Source organism: Macrococcus brunensis (assembly GCF_022343725.1).
GTDB classification, from domain to species: Bacteria; Bacillota; Bacilli; order Staphylococcales; family Staphylococcaceae; genus Macrococcus; species Macrococcus brunensis.
In genome coordinates this window covers 1,666,700-1,682,007 of the sequence record NZ_CP092179.1, presented here as the reverse complement: position 1 = coordinate 1,682,007, position 15,308 = coordinate 1,666,700, and the positions used below count along the sequence as shown (strand labels likewise).

Sequence of the window (15,308 nt, the reverse complement as noted above, 5' to 3'; positions counted from 1 at the left end):
GGATATGAAAATCAATATTAAAAATATAGAAATTAATTATCAAGAAGCGGGAAGAGGTAAGCCCGTCTATTTTATTCATGGTAATGGACTAGAACTGAACAGCCATTATCTACTCTATGATGATTTATTTGATGATGCCATGTACCGCAGAATTTATATGGATTTACCGGGGATGGGGGAGTCTGAAGCAGCCCAGAGCATTGCGACGACGAATGATATGCTGGATGTTATTATGGCGTTTATCGATACGTTGACTCCGAAGCAGGATATCATTCTGTTTGGCCATTCTTACGGGGCTTATATGTGTTTAGGTCTTATGGATCGCTGGAAGAATCGAATCACAGATGCTTTTCTGACATGCCCGGTCGTAGAAGGCCAGTTTAAGGCGCGCACGCGCGAGAAGCTTGTACCTGTTATCAATGAAAAGATTCATGTAAAAGACAATCAGGATTATTACGATGAATATACAGATACAACTGTGGTTATCAGCGAGGACACATGGCGTCGTTATCAGGAATTAATTGTACCGGGGATTAAAAAGGCAGACAAAGCCTTTATGAAGGCATTACGCCGGGACGAGAGTGTCTATTACCAGTTTCGTTGTGAAGATGTGATTGATATTGGAGACCGTACCAAACTACAGGTCATTTTAAGTAAACAGGATAATATTGTCGGCTATCAAGATCAGCTCTCTTTCTTTAATAAAGAAGCCAATGTCAGTGTGACACTGCTTGCTAATACTGGACATAACCCAATGATTGAAGAATACGAGCTGATCCGAGCAATAGCAGGTGTGTTTGTGAATCAATTGTAAGAGATTCGTTAGTGATTTAAAGTTTGTTAGAAGACATTCATAAATACTCTACAAATGCATCCATTTTCATGTTAATATCAATGCATTATGAAAAATGAGGTGCAAGATGTCTATAAGTAAAAAACAGTTTTTCTTTAATATAATTAACGGTATGGCAACGGGTATTGTCGTGGCCTTGATTCCGAATGCTTTACTAGGTGAGTTGTTCAAATACCTGGTTACAGTCTGGCCGGTGCTTAGTATAGTATCGCAGGCGCTCGTGCTGTTTCAGTTCTGTGCATCGCTCTTTATTGGTGCGCTGGTTGCTTATCAGTTTAAGATGAATGCTGTGCAGACAGCTATCGTTGCCGGTGCCAGTTTTGTAGGGAGTGGCGCTTCTGTCATGAAAAATGGCGCATTCACGCTGGTCGGTATTGGTGACTTAATCAATATTATGCTTGTCGTGACATTAAGTGTTGCGATTATACTTGCGCTCGGCAGTAAAATGGGTAGCTTGAATATCGTCTTTCTTCCCGTACTGGCAGGTGTCATTCCCGGGATCGTCGGGTTATTGACACTGCCGTATGTTCGCATGGTAACAGGTACTCTAGGCCAGATGGTCGAACATTTTACAACGCTTAATCCACTATTGATGTGTATTCTGATCTGCGTCACTTACAGCATGCTGATGGCGTCACCAATTTCGCTTGTTGCGATTGCAACCGTCATCAGTCTGTCGGGACTTGGAAGCGGCGCTGCTAATCTTGGCATCGCTGCCTGCTGCTATACTTTTATCTTCGGTTCATGGTTCGTGAATTCTAAAGGGGTTAATACGACACTGGTCATTGGGGCTGCGAAAATGATGATGCCTGTGTTATTCAAGAACCCCGTCATCTTTGTGGCGCTTCTTCTGAATGGTATCGTCGGTGGACTCTGCACTTACTTCTTCAATATTCAAGGGACGCCGATGTCAGCGGGATTCGGTTATACAGGACTTGTTGGACCGATCAATGCATTTGCACTGATGGATGGCAGTACGATGTCTCGAATCATCAATCTGTTATTCGCTTATCTTATTATTCCAGTGCCTATGGCCTTTATCATTCATATGATTCTCAAAAAAATATTACCTGGCTATCGTGACGAAGTTTATCGTTTTACGTCGGAAGCTTAAAATCCAGCCTTTCGGCTGGATTTTTTTATTGCTGGTAATGATTCAGGAAACGCTCAAGCCGGTCGCAGGCTTCGATGATTTCCTCCATTGTACAGGCAAAAGACAGACGTATATAGCCTTCACCTAAATCAGAAAATGATTTACCAGGAACGACAGCAAGCTGCTCTTGTTCTATCAAGTCATTTGCAAATTGAAAAGAGTCATTCGAATAGGCAGATATATCCGGAAAGATATAGAAGGCGCCTTGTGGTTTAATGACAGGTAAACCCATTCCGATAAGACGGTCGTACAGGTAGTTGCGTCTTTCAATATAAGCGTCGTTCATTTTTGTAACGTCCTCCTGCCCGTGGTTTAGAGCACTGATGGCGCCGTACTGCATAGGTGTGGCGACGCAGATGGAATTATAAAGGTGGACGGTCGTCACATGTTCCATCAGTGCTTCGGGTGCCAGCACATAACCAACACGTGCACCTGTTATCGCATGCGACTTGGACAGACCGCTGACGACAAAGAGCTGATTACGGACATCTTTAAATTCCATAAACGAGTGGTGAGGGGCGTCATAGACATTCTCTGAATAAATTTCATCCGTAATAATAAAGATACTGGTCTCGCTTAAAGCATCTGCCAGTGCCTGAATCTGGTCATAAGTATAAGTGACACCGGTCGGATTCGTCGGATAATTAAAGATAATCGCTTTTGTCTTATCTGTTATTGCTGCAGTCACTGCTTCAGGTGTCGGTACAAAGCCGGTCTGCGTTGTATCGATATACACTGTCTTTGCACCGAGCAGCTTGATGACCGGTTCGTAACCCAGATAAGTCGGAACCGGCAGCAGGACTTCATCGTCAGGATTGATGATGGTACGGAGAACATCATCAATAGCCTCAGAACCACCGTTTGTCATGAGGATTTCTGTCTCAGCATCATAGCGGACACCAAGTCTTCTGTATATATCGTCACTGACTGCCTGGCGCAGTTCAAGAAGCCCTTTGTTATGGGTGTAGCGAAGTTGATCTTCTGAAATCGCTCTGATCATCGCGTCTTTAATATAATCTGCAGGTGCGAAACCTGATTGTCCGAGTGTTAAATCAATGCAGTTATCATAGAGCGCTACTTTATTTGAAAATTGACGGGTGCCCGGCACTTCAAGACCGGTAACAAATTTATTAATCAATTTCATAAAAAAACCCTTCCTTATTCTGAATTTTCTGAATATAATATAAAATAACTATAGATAATTTAAGACGTTAAAGCAATATTAAATTATTTATTGTATATATATTAGACTTATTGTATAGTTATTACAATACTTTTAAGGAGGTTCGAGATTTGAAGATGAAAAATGTCTGGGTATTCATGCTGATTACACTGCTGTTACTAACTGGTTTTCCAGTCGATCATGTTTCAGCGAAAGAAGATCAGCTGGATGTCATCAAAAAACGTGGAGAGTTAAGAGTGGGACTGTCAGCAGATTATGCACCTTATGAATTTGAAAGAACAGTCAATGGCAAAAGAGAATATGTCGGTATCGATATAGAACTGGCTAAAAAAATAGCAAAAGATTTAGGGGTGGAACTGAAAATCGTCAATATGCAGTTTGATAGTCTCCTTGGCTCTCTTAAGACCGGCAAGATTGATGTCATTATCTCCGGTATGAGTCCGACTCCTGAGCGAAAAAAAGAAGTCGATTTCACGGATGAGTATATGCAGGTGAAGCAGCGTATGGTCGTTCAGAAGAAAAATCAGCAGAAGTTGAAAACAGTAGAAGACTTCAAGGGTAAAGGTGTGGCTGCACAGAAACAGACGACACAGGAAGAGCTGGCACAGACTGAACTCCCGGAATCAAACCTGACTTCATTGACGCGACTGCCTGAAGCCATCATGTCTCTCAATACCGGCAAAGTTGACGGTGTCATTATGGAAGGGCCTGTAGCCGATGCCTATCTTTCACAGAATACACAGCTTGCTTATTCAGATCTCGAATTTGGCAATGCGGATAAAGGGACAGCTATCGCTCTGCAGAAAGATTCACCGAAACTGCTTGACGCATTAAATGCATCTATCAAGGAAGTCAATGATCAGAAACTGATTGACGGCTATAAAGATAAAGCGAATGCAGCCATGTTTGATGACGGTTCTTTTTTAAGCAAGTACGGTACTTATTTTCTTCATGGTCTCGGTGCAACGATTCTGATTTCATTGCTCGGAGTAGTGCTCGGTTCATTATTCGGCGGCATCTTTGCATTTATGAAGCTGAGTACAAACAAGATTCTAAAGGCGATTGCCTGGGTCTATATTGAATTTATCCGCGGAACGCCGCTTTTAGTTCAGGTCTTCCTTGTCTATTTCGGTACAACAGCTGTACTCGGTCTTGATCTGTCGGCATTTGTCTGCGGTGCGATCGCACTTATTCTGAACTGCGGTGCTTATATCGCAGAAATTATTCGTGCGGGTATCAAAGCAGTCGATAAAGGACAGATGGAGGCAGCGCGTTCACTGGGTCTCAGTCACGCGCAGGCTATGAATAAAGTCATCATGCCGCAAGCAATCAAGAATATTCTGCCGGCATTAGGTAACGAGTTCATTACAGTCATCAAGGAATCTTCTATTGTCTCTGTCATCGGGGTAAGCGAACTGATGTTCAATGCGCAGGTTGTTCAAGGGGCATCGTTTGATCCGTTTACACCGTTACTGATTGTGGCGATTGTCTACTTCTTACTGACATTTGGTTTATCACGAGTGATGAACTTATTCGAAAGGAGAATGAGTGTAAGTGATTAATGTTAAAGAACTCCATAAAAATTTTGGACATGTTGAAGTACTGAAAGGGATCAATTTAGATGTGCAGGAAGGTGAAGTGGTCGCGATCATCGGACCTTCAGGCAGCGGTAAGTCAACGCTTCTCCGCTGTCTGAACTTACTTGAGACACCGACCAGCGGTGAGATTATTTTTGAAGGCAATGTGTTAAATGACAAGAAAACGAATATCAACCTGCATCGTCAGAAGATGGGCATGGTGTTCCAGAGTTTTAACTTATTTCCTCATAAAACAGTGCTCGATAATCTGACGATGACACCGCTTTTGCTGAAAAAAGGGAGTAAAGCAGACCTTGAAGTAACTGGACTTGAGCTGCTGGATAAAGTCGGTTTAAAGGAAAAAGCAGACAATTATCCGTCCCAGCTGTCAGGTGGTCAGAAACAGCGTGTCGCTATCGCACGGGCACTGGCGATGAATCCTGACGTCATGCTGTTTGATGAACCGACTTCAGCACTTGACCCTGAAGTCGTCGGTGATGTGCTGCAGGTCATGAAGAATCTGGCGCGTGAAGGAATGACCATGGTGGTCGTCACACATGAAATGGGTTTTGCGAGAGAAGTGGCCGACCGTGTGATTTTCATGGATAAAGGGATTGTGCAGGAAGAAGGACCGCCTGCTCAAATCTTTGGTAATCCTCAGAATGAAAGAACACAAAGCTTTTTATCCAAAGTATTATAAAATCAGGCACAACGCTCCGGCGTTGTGTTTTTTTGTGGTAAAATAGTTGCATTGATTTGGAGGTGACAGGATGTGACGCTGAAAGAAGAGATCATCGCTTACAGTAAGACGATCGGAATAGATGCCATCGGATTTACGACAGCAGAACCATTTGAAGAGCTGAGACCGAAGCTTGAAGCTTATTTTGCGAATGGCTATGCATCTGGATTTGAGGAATCAGATATCGAGCTGAGAATCAATCCAAGAAAATCAATGGCGTCTGCTGAAACGATTATCGCGATAGCGGTCGGTTATCCTAATAAACTGCCGGATGCACCGAAAAGCGTACGGGGCGAGAGACGCGGCATGTTCGCACGCGCATCGTGGGGGATGGATTATCATTCACTCCTTAGAAAGAGGCTGCAGTTACTGGAAACGTTCATCAAGTCGCGTGTGCCTGAAGCGGAGTGTATGTCCATGGTGGATACCGGCGTCTTAAGCGACCGGGCTGTCGCTGAACGTGCGGGTCTCGGTTATGCAGCGAAAAATGGCTTTATTCTGAATAAGGAGCTCGGGACATGGACGTATCTCGGTGAACTGCTCACCTCCATCAAACTGCCACCGGATGCGCCTGTCCTGGATAGCTGCCTCGACTGTACGATCTGTATCGACCGCTGTCCGACCGGTGCTTTAGCCGGTAACGGTCAGCTCAATTCACAGAAGTGCATCAGCTTTCTGACACAGACAAAAGACTTTCTGCCGGATGAATACAGAACTAAGATCGGAAACAGATTGTATGGCTGTGATACATGTCAGCAGGTCTGTCCGAAGAACCGCAGTATCAATACGACTCATGACGACATCATACTGGAACCCCTTAAACTGAAGCCGTTACTCGAGCCGCTCTTAACGATGAGCAATAAGATGTTCAAAAATGAGTATGGTCATTTAGCAGGCAGCTGGCGTGGCAAAAAGCCCATCCAGCGCAATGCGATCATTGCGCTTGCACATTTTAAAGAAGCATCTGCTGTGCCGACGCTAAAAGAAGTCGCTGTAAAAGACGAACGCCCGGTCATCAAAGGCACTGCCTACTGGGCAATCGGTCAAATCGCGGGTGAAGCTGAACGATTATTCTTAGAGGAAAGATATCATCTGGAAGAAGAAACAGAAGTGAAGAATGAAATATTAAAAGGATTAGAGGAGATTACACATGTCAATTAACGTCGTACTTTATCAGCCGGAAATACCGGCCAACACAGGCAATATCGCCAGAACTTGCGCTGCTACAGATACAACACTGCACTTGATTCGTCCGCTCGGCTTTTCGACAGACGACAAAATGCTGCGCCGTGCAGGTCTTGATTACTGGAAGTTCGTCAATATTATCTATTATGACAGTATTGAAGAGTTCTTTGAAAAAACAGCGGGCGGTAACTATTATTTACTGACGAAGTTCGGTCAGAAGCCGCACACGACGTTTGATTACTCTGATACAGATGTTCAGCACTATTTTATTTTCGGCAGAGAGACAACAGGACTGCCTGACTGGGTAAAAGAAAAGTATATGGATACGGCGCTTAGAATTCCGATGAATGATAATGTGCGCTCATTGAACCTGTCTAATACAGCAGCTATTTTAGTCTATGAGGCGCTGAGACAGCAGGATTATCCAAATTTGAAATAAGAGGTGCAAATATGAACGAAGTCATCAGACAGTTAATGAATCACCGCTCAATCCGTCAGTTTACAGAAGAGAAACTGACTGAAGGAGAAGTCCGGACGCTCGTGGAGGCCGCACAGATGGCCTCAACATCAAGCTACCTGCAGGCCTATTCTATTATGGGCGTGACAGATGCCGACAAGAAAGCAGCGTTAAGAAAAGTCAGCGGTCAGCCATATGTCGAGGAGAACGGTCATCTTTTTGTGTTTGTCGCTGATTTTCACCGCCATCAGCTGATGAGCGAAAAACTCGGTGCAGACATCAATGACTATTTAGGTGCAACAGAAAGCTTCTTAGTGGGAACTGTAGATGCAGTGCTTGCCGCACAGAATCTGGCTGTTGCAGCGGAAAGTATGGGACTCGGTATTTGTTATATCGGCAGTCTGCGTAATGATATGCAGCAAGTGATTGATATTTTAAATCTGCCCGCACATGTTTATCCTCTTTTTGGCATGGTTGTCGGTCATCCTGAAGATTCAGGCAGTCAGAAAGAGCGTCTGCCGTTTGAGCATATCTATCATGAAAATGAGTATGACAGCAGTCGTTATGCTGATGAAATTACAGCTTATGACGAAGAGATTGCTGCCTATTACAGAGAACGGACCAATGGTAAGCGCGCCGATAAATGGAGCGAACAGGTTATCGGTATGCTGAGCGAAAAAACTCGTCTGGATGTAGATGATGTGGTGAAGAAACAGGGATTTCTGAAACAATAAAAAAAGATTGGCGGGAAGCCAATCTTTTTTTATTTTAAGTTTTTAAGTTCTTCGTCGCGGATACCGTATTTAGATTCACGACCAGCTGTTAACATTGCAACGATGAATGATAAACCGACCATGCAAAGTAATAATGTGTTCATAAGAGAAGGACCTCCTGAAATATAATTACTTTTATTATATACCATAACAATTAAGAGTGAAACCTTATGTTTCAATGATATACTAATAAGGGTATAAGTGAATTATTAAAAGTGGACTCAGGAGGAAAACATCATGGCAATGAATTTTAAGATTTTTGAAACTGAGGGTATCGCTTCTCAGTATGCAGCGGATATCGTAAGAAAACAGTTCAATAACAACCCGACTTCAATCGTTGTATTTGCATTGAATGACGAACACAATCATTTCTACCGTGAATTACATGAAGAAATGGCAATCAATCCAGTTGATGCAAGCCAGATTCATGTATTCGATTATGATAATGCCGGCGCAGAATTTCTGAATATGGGTATTGTGAAAGATCAGCTTCACAGTGTGAAGAAAACAGTTAATATTGACGAAGAAATTAAAGAAACAGCGAAAACAAAAGAAAACAAAGGTAAACTGACTATGTTTGTAGGTACAATTAATGCAGACGGTACTGTTGGTTACCGTGAAGTGAATGCTGATTCAGATAAGGGTCTGCTCACTGCACGTGAAATCATCCTGTTAGTGACAGGTGCAGATAAAGCGAATGTTGTTTCACAGCTCTACAGCACAAGTGAAACCAATACAAACTTTGAGGCCGGCAACCTGAAGTCACACCGTATGTCGACAGTCATCTTAGACTGGGAAGCGGCACAAGGTCTGCCAGCAGATGTACGTGAATACTATTATTCAGTGTTCTCATAAGATGAAGTGCACCAGCTCGTGATGAGCTGGTGTTTTTTAATGGGAACCAGAGAGAAAATAGGCTTGAGTGGCGCGCCTGGCGCCACTGGGAGCGGAGAACAGGTTTGAGTGGCGCGTCCGGCGCCACTGGGAGCGGAGAACGGATTTGAGTGGCGCCGCCCGCTTAGCCCCTGGGAATAAGTGATTCGTCTATCTTATTTGCCAGAATGCGTTGCAGTGTCCGCCAGCAGATTTTGCCGTCCATCCATTCATAGGCCGTCTTAGTCGTCACAGGTCGGTCAGCCCAGATGTGACGATAGACTTTCAGCTGATGGCTGACCACTTGATGCGCGTTATAGACCCGGTCACATGCTGAACAACCATATTGACGCTGGCTTTTCTTGGTGAGCGGCTGATGACATTTCTCACAGTAGATGCCTTTAGAGACTGAATCGTAGTCAATCTCAAGCTTTCTGTCGAAGTCATTGACTTGATTCAAGGAAACAAGATAACGTGCTAAATCATCACGGGGCGCTCTACTATCTATATAGGGCGCGAGCACGTGCTGGTAATTACCAGGCACAAGGACATCACCGTCCAGCGGCAGGCCGCTTATTTGCTGCTTGCTGTTGACAAAGAATGGCATAACTTTCACCTCAACCGTACTGTCATAGTCAGCGATCACTTTGGACATCAGCCGCCTGATTTTGTCGAGCTGCGCACGCACTGAGGTCAGCATCTCGCCGGACTGCCGGTAGAAATGCCCATTCTGATAACGCAGATCCATAGTATAGTTCTTAATTTCAAAAACGATGACGGACCTGTCAAAAATAATAAGGCTGTCAATCTGCAGTTGCTCAAAGTCAACATTCAGTCGTAAATCACAGAGATAAAGGCAGCTGGAGGACATGAATAAGTCGCTAAGCCAGTGGTCAACCAGAGATTCACCACTGTAACCTTTCTTCATTCTTTCCTGTCTGTCAATCGTCTCGAGGTCAAAGGGATAGCGATATTTCAGCATTTCATAGCTTAAATACTGGTGAATGAGGGTACGAGAATGGTAGATGATTATGAGGCGCTCCTGGAGGTATTTGACATTTCCAATATATCCCTTAATGAGCAGCCTGACAAATTTTAAGGAGGACTATTCATGCATAATCCAGAAAATGAAATGGTTGAAGATTTCAGTGATGTTGTAGAACTCGGAAAAGAAATGGAACAGATTTCAGAACAGAATGCTGAAGAGCACAACTTCAACGGCACACAAGATGAACGGGAGGACAGCTGATGATTCAGCTGTTTTTTTGTGATGAATGTCCTTATTATTTAAGGTAGAATAGAAGTATCAAAACATTAAGGGGAGAATAACATGTCTGTAAGAATTGAACACGATACATTTGGTGAAATCGAAGTACCTGCTGAAAAATATTGGGGCGCTCAGACGCAGCGCAGTAAGCAGAATTTCCCGGTCGGTAAAGAAAAGATGCCGATTGAAGTCATCTACGGCTTCGCACATCTGAAACGTGCGGCGGCAGTCGTCAATAAGGAACTGGGCAAATTATCTGAAGCGAAAGCAGCTGCAATTGTCAGAGCCTGTGATGATGTACTGGCAGGCAAACTGGACGAACATTTTCCGCTTGTCGTCTGGCAGACCGGCAGCGGTACGCAGAGTAATATGAATGTCAATGAGGTCGTCGCATTCGCAGCGAACCAGTATCTGGCTGAATCAGGTTCTGAAGAACGTATTCATCCGAATGATGACGTCAACAAATCACAAAGTTCAAATGATACTTACCCGACGGCGATGCACGTGGCCCTTTACAATGAGATCGAAGTGAAACTCATGCCGGCACTTGACCGTCTGCGCAACACGCTGAAAGACAAAGAGGAAAAGTTCGCGCATATCATCAAGATCGGTCGTACTCACTTACAGGATGCGACACCTTTAACGCTGGGTCAGGAAATCTCAGGCTGGCGCTATATGCTCGACAAATGCGAGGAGCTGCTGAACACAGCTAAAAAAGAACTGCTGAATCTGGCAATCGGCGGCACTGCTGTCGGTACTGGGATCAATGCGCATCCGGAATTCGGTGACCGCGTGGCCGCACAGATCAAGGAGCAGACCGGTTTTGACTTTGTTTCTTCACCGAACAAGTTCCATGCGCTGACGGCTCATGATGAAGTGACCTTCGTCCACGGGGCCTTAAAGGCACTGGCAGCAGATTTAATGAAGATTGCGAACGATGTACGCTGGCTTGCGTCAGGTCCGCGTGCGGGTCTCGGTGAACTATCGATTCCTGAAAATGAACCTGGTTCTTCTATCATGCCAGGTAAAGTCAATCCAACTCAAAGTGAGATGCTGACAATGGTTGCTGTACAGGTGATGGGGAACGATACAGTAATCGGTATTGCAGCGAGTCAGGGTAACTTTGAACTCAATGTCTTTAAACCGGTTATCATGTACAACACGCTGCAATCCATTTATTTACTGGCTGACGGTATGAATTCATTTAATGATAACTGTGCTGTAGGTATCGAACCTGTTGAAGAGAATATCACCAACTACCTGAATCAGTCATTGATGCTTGTCACAGCGCTTAACCCGCACATCGGTTATGAGAAAGCAGCTTATATCGCGAAGACAGCACATAAAGAAGGGCTGACGTTAAAAGAGTCTGCCCTGAAAAGTGGTTATTTAACTGAAGAACAGTACAACGACTGGATCAAACCGGAGGAAATGATTCATCCGAAATAATAAGTATCAATCAGGGAAGAGGTTTATTATGAAAAGAATAGGTTTAGTAGATATCGGTTCAAATACAATCAGATTAGTCATCTTTGAATACTCAGAAAAAACAGGACTTATTGAACTGCAGAATATTAAAACACCTGCTCGTCTTTATCAGTATCTGGATGCTGACAAAGTGATGGCTGAAAACGGAATCAATGTTTTATGCGATACACTTGAAAGCTTCCAGAAAGTAGCCGACAAGTTCAATGTCGAAGCATTATATCCTGTTGCGACAGCGGCAGTACGTCAATCAAAAAACATCACTGAAATCATTGATAAAGTTGAAGAACGTACGGGTATCAAGATGCGTATTATCTCTGAAAAAGAAGAAGCTTACTTTGGCTTCTATGCGGTCGTAAATACGCTCGACTACGAAGATGGTGTAACAGTCGATATCGGTGGCGGCAGTACGGAAGTCACCTATTACGAGGATAAAGAACTGAAGTTCTCACATAGTTTCCCGTTTGGTGTCGTCACACTGCAGAAACTATTCTTTAATGGTAAAGCTCATAACGATTCTGAGGCCATCGAAGCGGCTAGAAAATTTGTCAAAGAACAACTTCAGTCACTTAAATGGCTTGGCCAGCGTAAAGTCCCTATTATTGCGATTGGCGGTTCTGCACGTAACTTCGCACGTATCCACCAGTCTCTGTCTGAATATCCGATAGCAGGTGTCCACGGCTATTCTATGTCTAAAAACGATATTGAGTATGTCTTCAAAAAACTAATCAGCTCTACAATGGAACAGCTGGATGATCTAGACGGTCTAAGTAAGGACCGTCAGGATATCATTGTACCGTCAGGCATTGTCTTCACGACTCTTTACGAGGAAGTTAACGCAACTGAATTTATCTTCTCGCGTAAAGGCTTACGGGAAGGAATCACTATGTCTATTCTCGAGGAGGACTATAAGCACCCTTTTGATAAAAATGAAGTGTTTAAAGAGAGCCTGCGCAATCTTGCTTACAGTTACAGCATCAACCATGAGGATGCCGTTCAGCGTCAGAAACTGGCAGAACTGCTTTATTTTGAACTGGAGAAAATGGGTTTGATTGAAGGCGACAAACAGCAGAAGAAACTGATGTTGCAGGCAGCTTATCTTTTCTATCTTGGCAGCTATATCGATTCTGATGCGTCCAGTCAGCATACGTACTACATTATCTCGAACTCAAGCCTGAATGGTATCGCCCATCGTGAACGTGTTAAATTAGCGCTTCTTGCTAGTTACAAGAGCAAATCCCTGTTGAAGTTTTTTATGGATGAAACCGGCTGGTTCAGCGATAAAGAAAAAGGTGAAATTCAAGTTCTGGGCAGCATCCTGAAGTTTGCCCATGCTTTGAATGTCAGCAATACGCGTGTCGTGACAGAGCTATATCTGGAAGAAGAGAAGGACCATCTGAACTTGTACATCAATTACACAGGTGATCCGATTGCAGAGGAATATCAGGCAGAACGTCAGAAAAAGCATCTGGAAAAAATCACAAAGTCAAAAATTAACATCATCTTTACAGAAAATTTACATTAGTCCGTTATAACTGTATAAGTAGAGGTATATAGACTTAGTTGAGGTGACTAAAATGGAAACGAACAAAACGATAGATTTAAATAACAAGGAATATTATAACAACCGAGAAGTTAGTTGGGTCGCTTTCAATTACCGAGTCATCGAAGAGTCAATGGATATGAAGAATCCATTACTTGAACGTCTTAAGTTTTTAGCTATCGCATCGTCAAATTTAGATGAATTCTTCATGGTTCGAGTAGCGGGCTTAAAAGACCAGGTCAAACTGAATTTTACAGAACGTGAAAATAAAACGCAGATGACACCGACTGAACAGTTGATTGCGATTGACGAGAAAAACCGTGAGAACGTTCGTATTCAATATGAACAGTACCAGAAACTGCTCAAGGAGCTTGAAAGCTTCCAGGTTTTCTTCAAAACGCCTGATGAACTGTCTCCAGAAAACTACGAGTTCATTAAGCAGAAGTTCGAGTTTGAAATTTTACCGACGTTAACACCACTTGGGATTGATGCGTACCGTCCTTTCCCTAAACTAACGAATAAATCATTGAACATCTTTGTGGATGTCAAAGATACAACAGGTGCTAAAAAGTCTGCGATTGTTCAAATTCCGGCGCTTCTTAACCGTATCATCGAAATTAAGGATGACCAGCGCCGCGTATATGTTCTGCTGGAAGACATCATCACACACTTTATCGGCCGCTTATTTGCAGGTTTTGAAATCCTGCGCACATTCACGTTTAGAATCACGCGTAATGCCGATTTAACGATTCACGAAGACGGGGCAGAGGATCTGCTGATTGAAATTGAGAAGTTTCTTAAGAAAAGAAAAAGTGGTGCAGCTGTCCGTCTTGAAATTGATGTGCGTCACGACCCAACAATCAATGGCTCATTTTTAACAAAAGAACTGGATATCGAAGAACGCGATATTTACAAACTCGACGGACCGCTTGACTTAACGATGCTCTTCCAGCTGGCAGGTATGATCGGTAAGAAATATCCGCAGCTTGAATTTAAACCATTCGAAGCAGCACCACCGCTTGCATTAAATGAGCAGAATGTTTATAAGGCGGCAAAAGAGCGCGATGTTTTCTTCCATCATCCATATGAATCGTTCCAGCCGATTGTCGACTTTATCAAGGAAGCTTCAGAAGATCCGAATACACTCGCAATCAAACAGACACTTTACCGTGTATCCAGCGACTCACCGATTATCGAAGCGCTGAAAAATGCGGCGGAATCGGGTAAACAGGTGACTGTTTTAGTCGAGCTGAAAGCACGTTTTGATGAAGAGAACAATGTGCACTGGGCAAAGATGCTTGAAGAAGCAGGCTGTCATGTCATCTATGGTATGACACATTTAAAGACACATAGTAAAATCACGCTTGTCATTAAACGTGAAAACGAGGAACTTGTTCCTTATGTCCATCTAGGTACAGGTAACTACAACGACAAAACCGCTAAAATTTATACTGATATGGGTATTATTACAACAAATAAAGAAATAGGCCAGGATGCCATGAACTTCTTTAACTACTTAAGCGGTTACTCTGAGAAGCCTGAGTATAAGAAACTGCATGTGGCACCGTTTGAAATTCGTGATGAGTTTCTGGATCACATCGATCAGGAGATTGCGTCTCATCAAGCAAATGGCAATGGTCTCATTATCGCGAAGATGAACTCTTTAACTGATAAAGCGGTTATCAAGAAATTGTTTGAAGCGAGTCAGGCAGGCGTTAAAGTCAATCTGATCATCCGTGGTATCTGCTGTCTGAAGCCGGGCATTCCAGGAGTCAGTGAGAATATCCGCGTCATCAGTATTGTCGGACGTTTCCTTGAGCACTCTCGTATTTACTATTTCTATCATAACGGCGAAGAAAGAATGTATCTCTCTTCAGCAGATATGATGACGCGTAACATGATTAAACGTGTAGAAATTCTTTTCCCTGTGCTGGATGAAGCGATTGTGGCAAGACTGAAAGATATTCTGGCACTGCAGTTGAATGATAATCTGAAAGCTCGTGAACAGAATAAAGAAGGCGTATATGAATACGTGAAAAATGACCTTGAGCCAACGAACTCTCAGGAGAAATTGGTGCAGGAAGCAGAACAGTACAAACGCAGCCTCGTCAAAAAAGAAGTCGAGCCGCCAAGACCGATGATGTCTAAGCGTGCCCGCTTGTTTGACCGTGTGCGTGCACGTATCAGAAGAAGCTAAAAAAAGTGCAGCGAATTTCAAGG

At 43.4% G+C, this 15,308-nt stretch carries 14 protein-coding genes; 12 read left to right on the top strand and 2 right to left on the bottom strand.

Annotated elements, in window-relative coordinates; genetic code table 11:
- The first annotated feature begins 4 nt into the window (after positions 1 to 4).
- Entirely contained in the window at positions 5 to 814 is an 810-nt protein-coding gene (locus tag MGG13_RS08765) for an alpha/beta fold hydrolase (RefSeq protein ID WP_239034636.1), read from the top strand.
- Between the two features lie 106 nt (positions 815 to 920).
- Positions 921 to 1,967 carry a PTS sugar transporter subunit IIC gene (locus MGG13_RS08760; protein ID WP_239034635.1) on the top strand — a complete coding sequence of 349 codons (1,047 nt, stop codon included), beginning with the start codon at positions 921 to 923 and terminating at the stop codon, positions 1,965 to 1,967.
- A 25-nt stretch (positions 1,968 to 1,992) separates the two neighbouring features.
- Here the strand turns inward: MGG13_RS08760 and MGG13_RS08755 are convergent, their stop codons facing one another.
- A complete protein-coding gene (locus MGG13_RS08755) occupies positions 1,993 to 3,150 on the bottom strand; it encodes an aminotransferase class I/II-fold pyridoxal phosphate-dependent enzyme (protein WP_239034634.1) in 1,158 nt (385 codons plus the stop codon).
- A gap of 176 nt (positions 3,151 to 3,326) precedes the next feature.
- Between MGG13_RS08755 and MGG13_RS08750 the strand changes: the two genes are divergently transcribed.
- The 6 genes from MGG13_RS08750 to MGG13_RS08725 all read left to right on the top strand — a co-directional run bounded on the left by MGG13_RS08750 (position 3,327) and on the right by MGG13_RS08725 (position 8,775).
- Positions 3,327 to 4,751, top strand: a complete 1,425-nt coding sequence (locus tag MGG13_RS08750) for an ABC transporter substrate-binding protein/permease (RefSeq protein ID WP_239035707.1) — start codon at positions 3,327 to 3,329, stop codon at positions 4,749 to 4,751.
- Positions 4,744 to 5,466: an amino acid ABC transporter ATP-binding protein gene (locus MGG13_RS08745; RefSeq protein ID WP_239034633.1), complete on the top strand. Its 723-nt coding sequence runs from the start codon at positions 4,744 to 4,746 to the stop codon at positions 5,464 to 5,466. Before MGG13_RS08750 ends, MGG13_RS08745 begins: the two co-directional genes overlap by 8 nt.
- 72 nt (positions 5,467 to 5,538) lie before the next feature.
- Positions 5,539 to 6,666, top strand: coding sequence for a tRNA epoxyqueuosine(34) reductase QueG (gene queG, locus MGG13_RS08740; protein WP_239034632.1), 1,128 nt, complete (start codon positions 5,539 to 5,541; stop codon positions 6,664 to 6,666).
- Positions 6,656 to 7,129, top strand: coding sequence for a tRNA (uridine(34)/cytosine(34)/5-carboxymethylaminomethyluridine(34)-2'-O)-methyltransferase TrmL (gene trmL, locus MGG13_RS08735; protein WP_239034631.1), 474 nt, complete (start codon positions 6,656 to 6,658; stop codon positions 7,127 to 7,129). The genes queG and trmL overlap by 11 nt, the downstream gene beginning before the upstream one ends.
- 11 nt (positions 7,130 to 7,140) lie before the next feature.
- Positions 7,141 to 7,881, top strand: coding sequence for an oxygen-insensitive NADPH nitroreductase (nfsA, locus tag MGG13_RS08730; protein WP_239034630.1), 741 nt, complete (start codon positions 7,141 to 7,143; stop codon positions 7,879 to 7,881).
- A gap of 276 nt (positions 7,882 to 8,157) precedes the next feature.
- A complete protein-coding gene (locus MGG13_RS08725) occupies positions 8,158 to 8,775 on the top strand; it encodes a sugar phosphate isomerase family (protein ID WP_239034629.1) in 618 nt (205 codons plus the stop codon).
- Between the two features lie 163 nt (positions 8,776 to 8,938).
- On the opposite strand, the gene MGG13_RS08720 is transcribed toward MGG13_RS08725, so the two are convergent.
- Positions 8,939 to 9,775, bottom strand: coding sequence for a nuclease-related domain-containing protein (locus MGG13_RS08720; protein WP_239034628.1), 837 nt, complete (start codon positions 9,773 to 9,775; stop codon positions 8,939 to 8,941).
- A 129-nt stretch (positions 9,776 to 9,904) separates the two neighbouring features.
- Here MGG13_RS08720 and MGG13_RS08715 point away from each other — a divergent pair, with 129 nt between their 5' ends.
- The 4 genes from MGG13_RS08715 to MGG13_RS08700 all read left to right on the top strand — a co-directional run bounded on the left by MGG13_RS08715 (position 9,905) and on the right by MGG13_RS08700 (position 15,285).
- A complete protein-coding gene (locus MGG13_RS08715) occupies positions 9,905 to 10,042 on the top strand; it encodes an SAS053 family DNA gyrase inhibitor (protein ID WP_165983710.1) in 138 nt (45 codons plus the stop codon).
- Positions 10,043 to 10,123: 81 nt separating this feature from the next.
- Entirely contained in the window at positions 10,124 to 11,509 is a 1,386-nt protein-coding gene (fumC, locus tag MGG13_RS08710; RefSeq protein WP_239034627.1) for a class II fumarate hydratase, read from the top strand.
- A gap of 25 nt (positions 11,510 to 11,534) precedes the next feature.
- Positions 11,535 to 13,070 (top strand): Ppx/GppA family phosphatase, encoded by a 1,536-nt coding sequence (locus MGG13_RS08705; RefSeq protein WP_239035706.1) that lies wholly within the window; start codon positions 11,535 to 11,537, stop codon positions 13,068 to 13,070.
- 52 nt (positions 13,071 to 13,122) lie between these two features.
- The gene (locus MGG13_RS08700; RefSeq protein ID WP_239034626.1) at positions 13,123 to 15,285 is read left to right on the top strand and encodes an RNA degradosome polyphosphate kinase; all 2,163 of its coding nucleotides are present in this window, start codon (positions 13,123 to 13,125) and stop codon (positions 15,283 to 15,285) included.
- The last annotated feature ends 23 nt before the right edge of the window (positions 15,286 to 15,308 follow it).

Excerpts from the sequence above, each read along its gene's own strand:
- MGG13_RS08765 (WP_239034636.1), top strand. The coding sequence starts at position 5 with ATGAAAATCAATATTAAAAATATAGAAATTAATTATCAAGAAGCGGGA.
- MGG13_RS08760 (WP_239034635.1), top strand. The coding sequence starts at position 921 with ATGTCTATAAGTAAAAAACAGTTTTTCTTTAATATAATTAACGGTATG.
- MGG13_RS08755 (WP_239034634.1), bottom strand. The coding sequence starts at position 3,150 with ATGAAATTGATTAATAAATTTGTTACCGGTCTTGAAGTGCCGGGCACC.
- MGG13_RS08750 (WP_239035707.1), top strand. The coding sequence starts at position 3,327 with ATGCTGATTACACTGCTGTTACTAACTGGTTTTCCAGTCGATCATGTT.
- trmL (WP_239034631.1), top strand. The coding sequence starts at position 6,656 with ATGTCAATTAACGTCGTACTTTATCAGCCGGAAATACCGGCCAACACA.
- nfsA (WP_239034630.1), top strand. The coding sequence starts at position 7,141 with ATGAACGAAGTCATCAGACAGTTAATGAATCACCGCTCAATCCGTCAG.
- MGG13_RS08725 (WP_239034629.1), top strand. The coding sequence starts at position 8,158 with ATGGCAATGAATTTTAAGATTTTTGAAACTGAGGGTATCGCTTCTCAG.
- MGG13_RS08720 (WP_239034628.1), bottom strand. The coding sequence starts at position 9,775 with ATGCTGAAATATCGCTATCCCTTTGACCTCGAGACGATTGACAGACAG.
- MGG13_RS08715 (WP_165983710.1), top strand. The coding sequence starts at position 9,905 with ATGCATAATCCAGAAAATGAAATGGTTGAAGATTTCAGTGATGTTGTA.
- fumC (WP_239034627.1), top strand. The coding sequence starts at position 10,124 with ATGTCTGTAAGAATTGAACACGATACATTTGGTGAAATCGAAGTACCT.
- MGG13_RS08700 (WP_239034626.1), top strand. The coding sequence starts at position 13,123 with ATGGAAACGAACAAAACGATAGATTTAAATAACAAGGAATATTATAAC.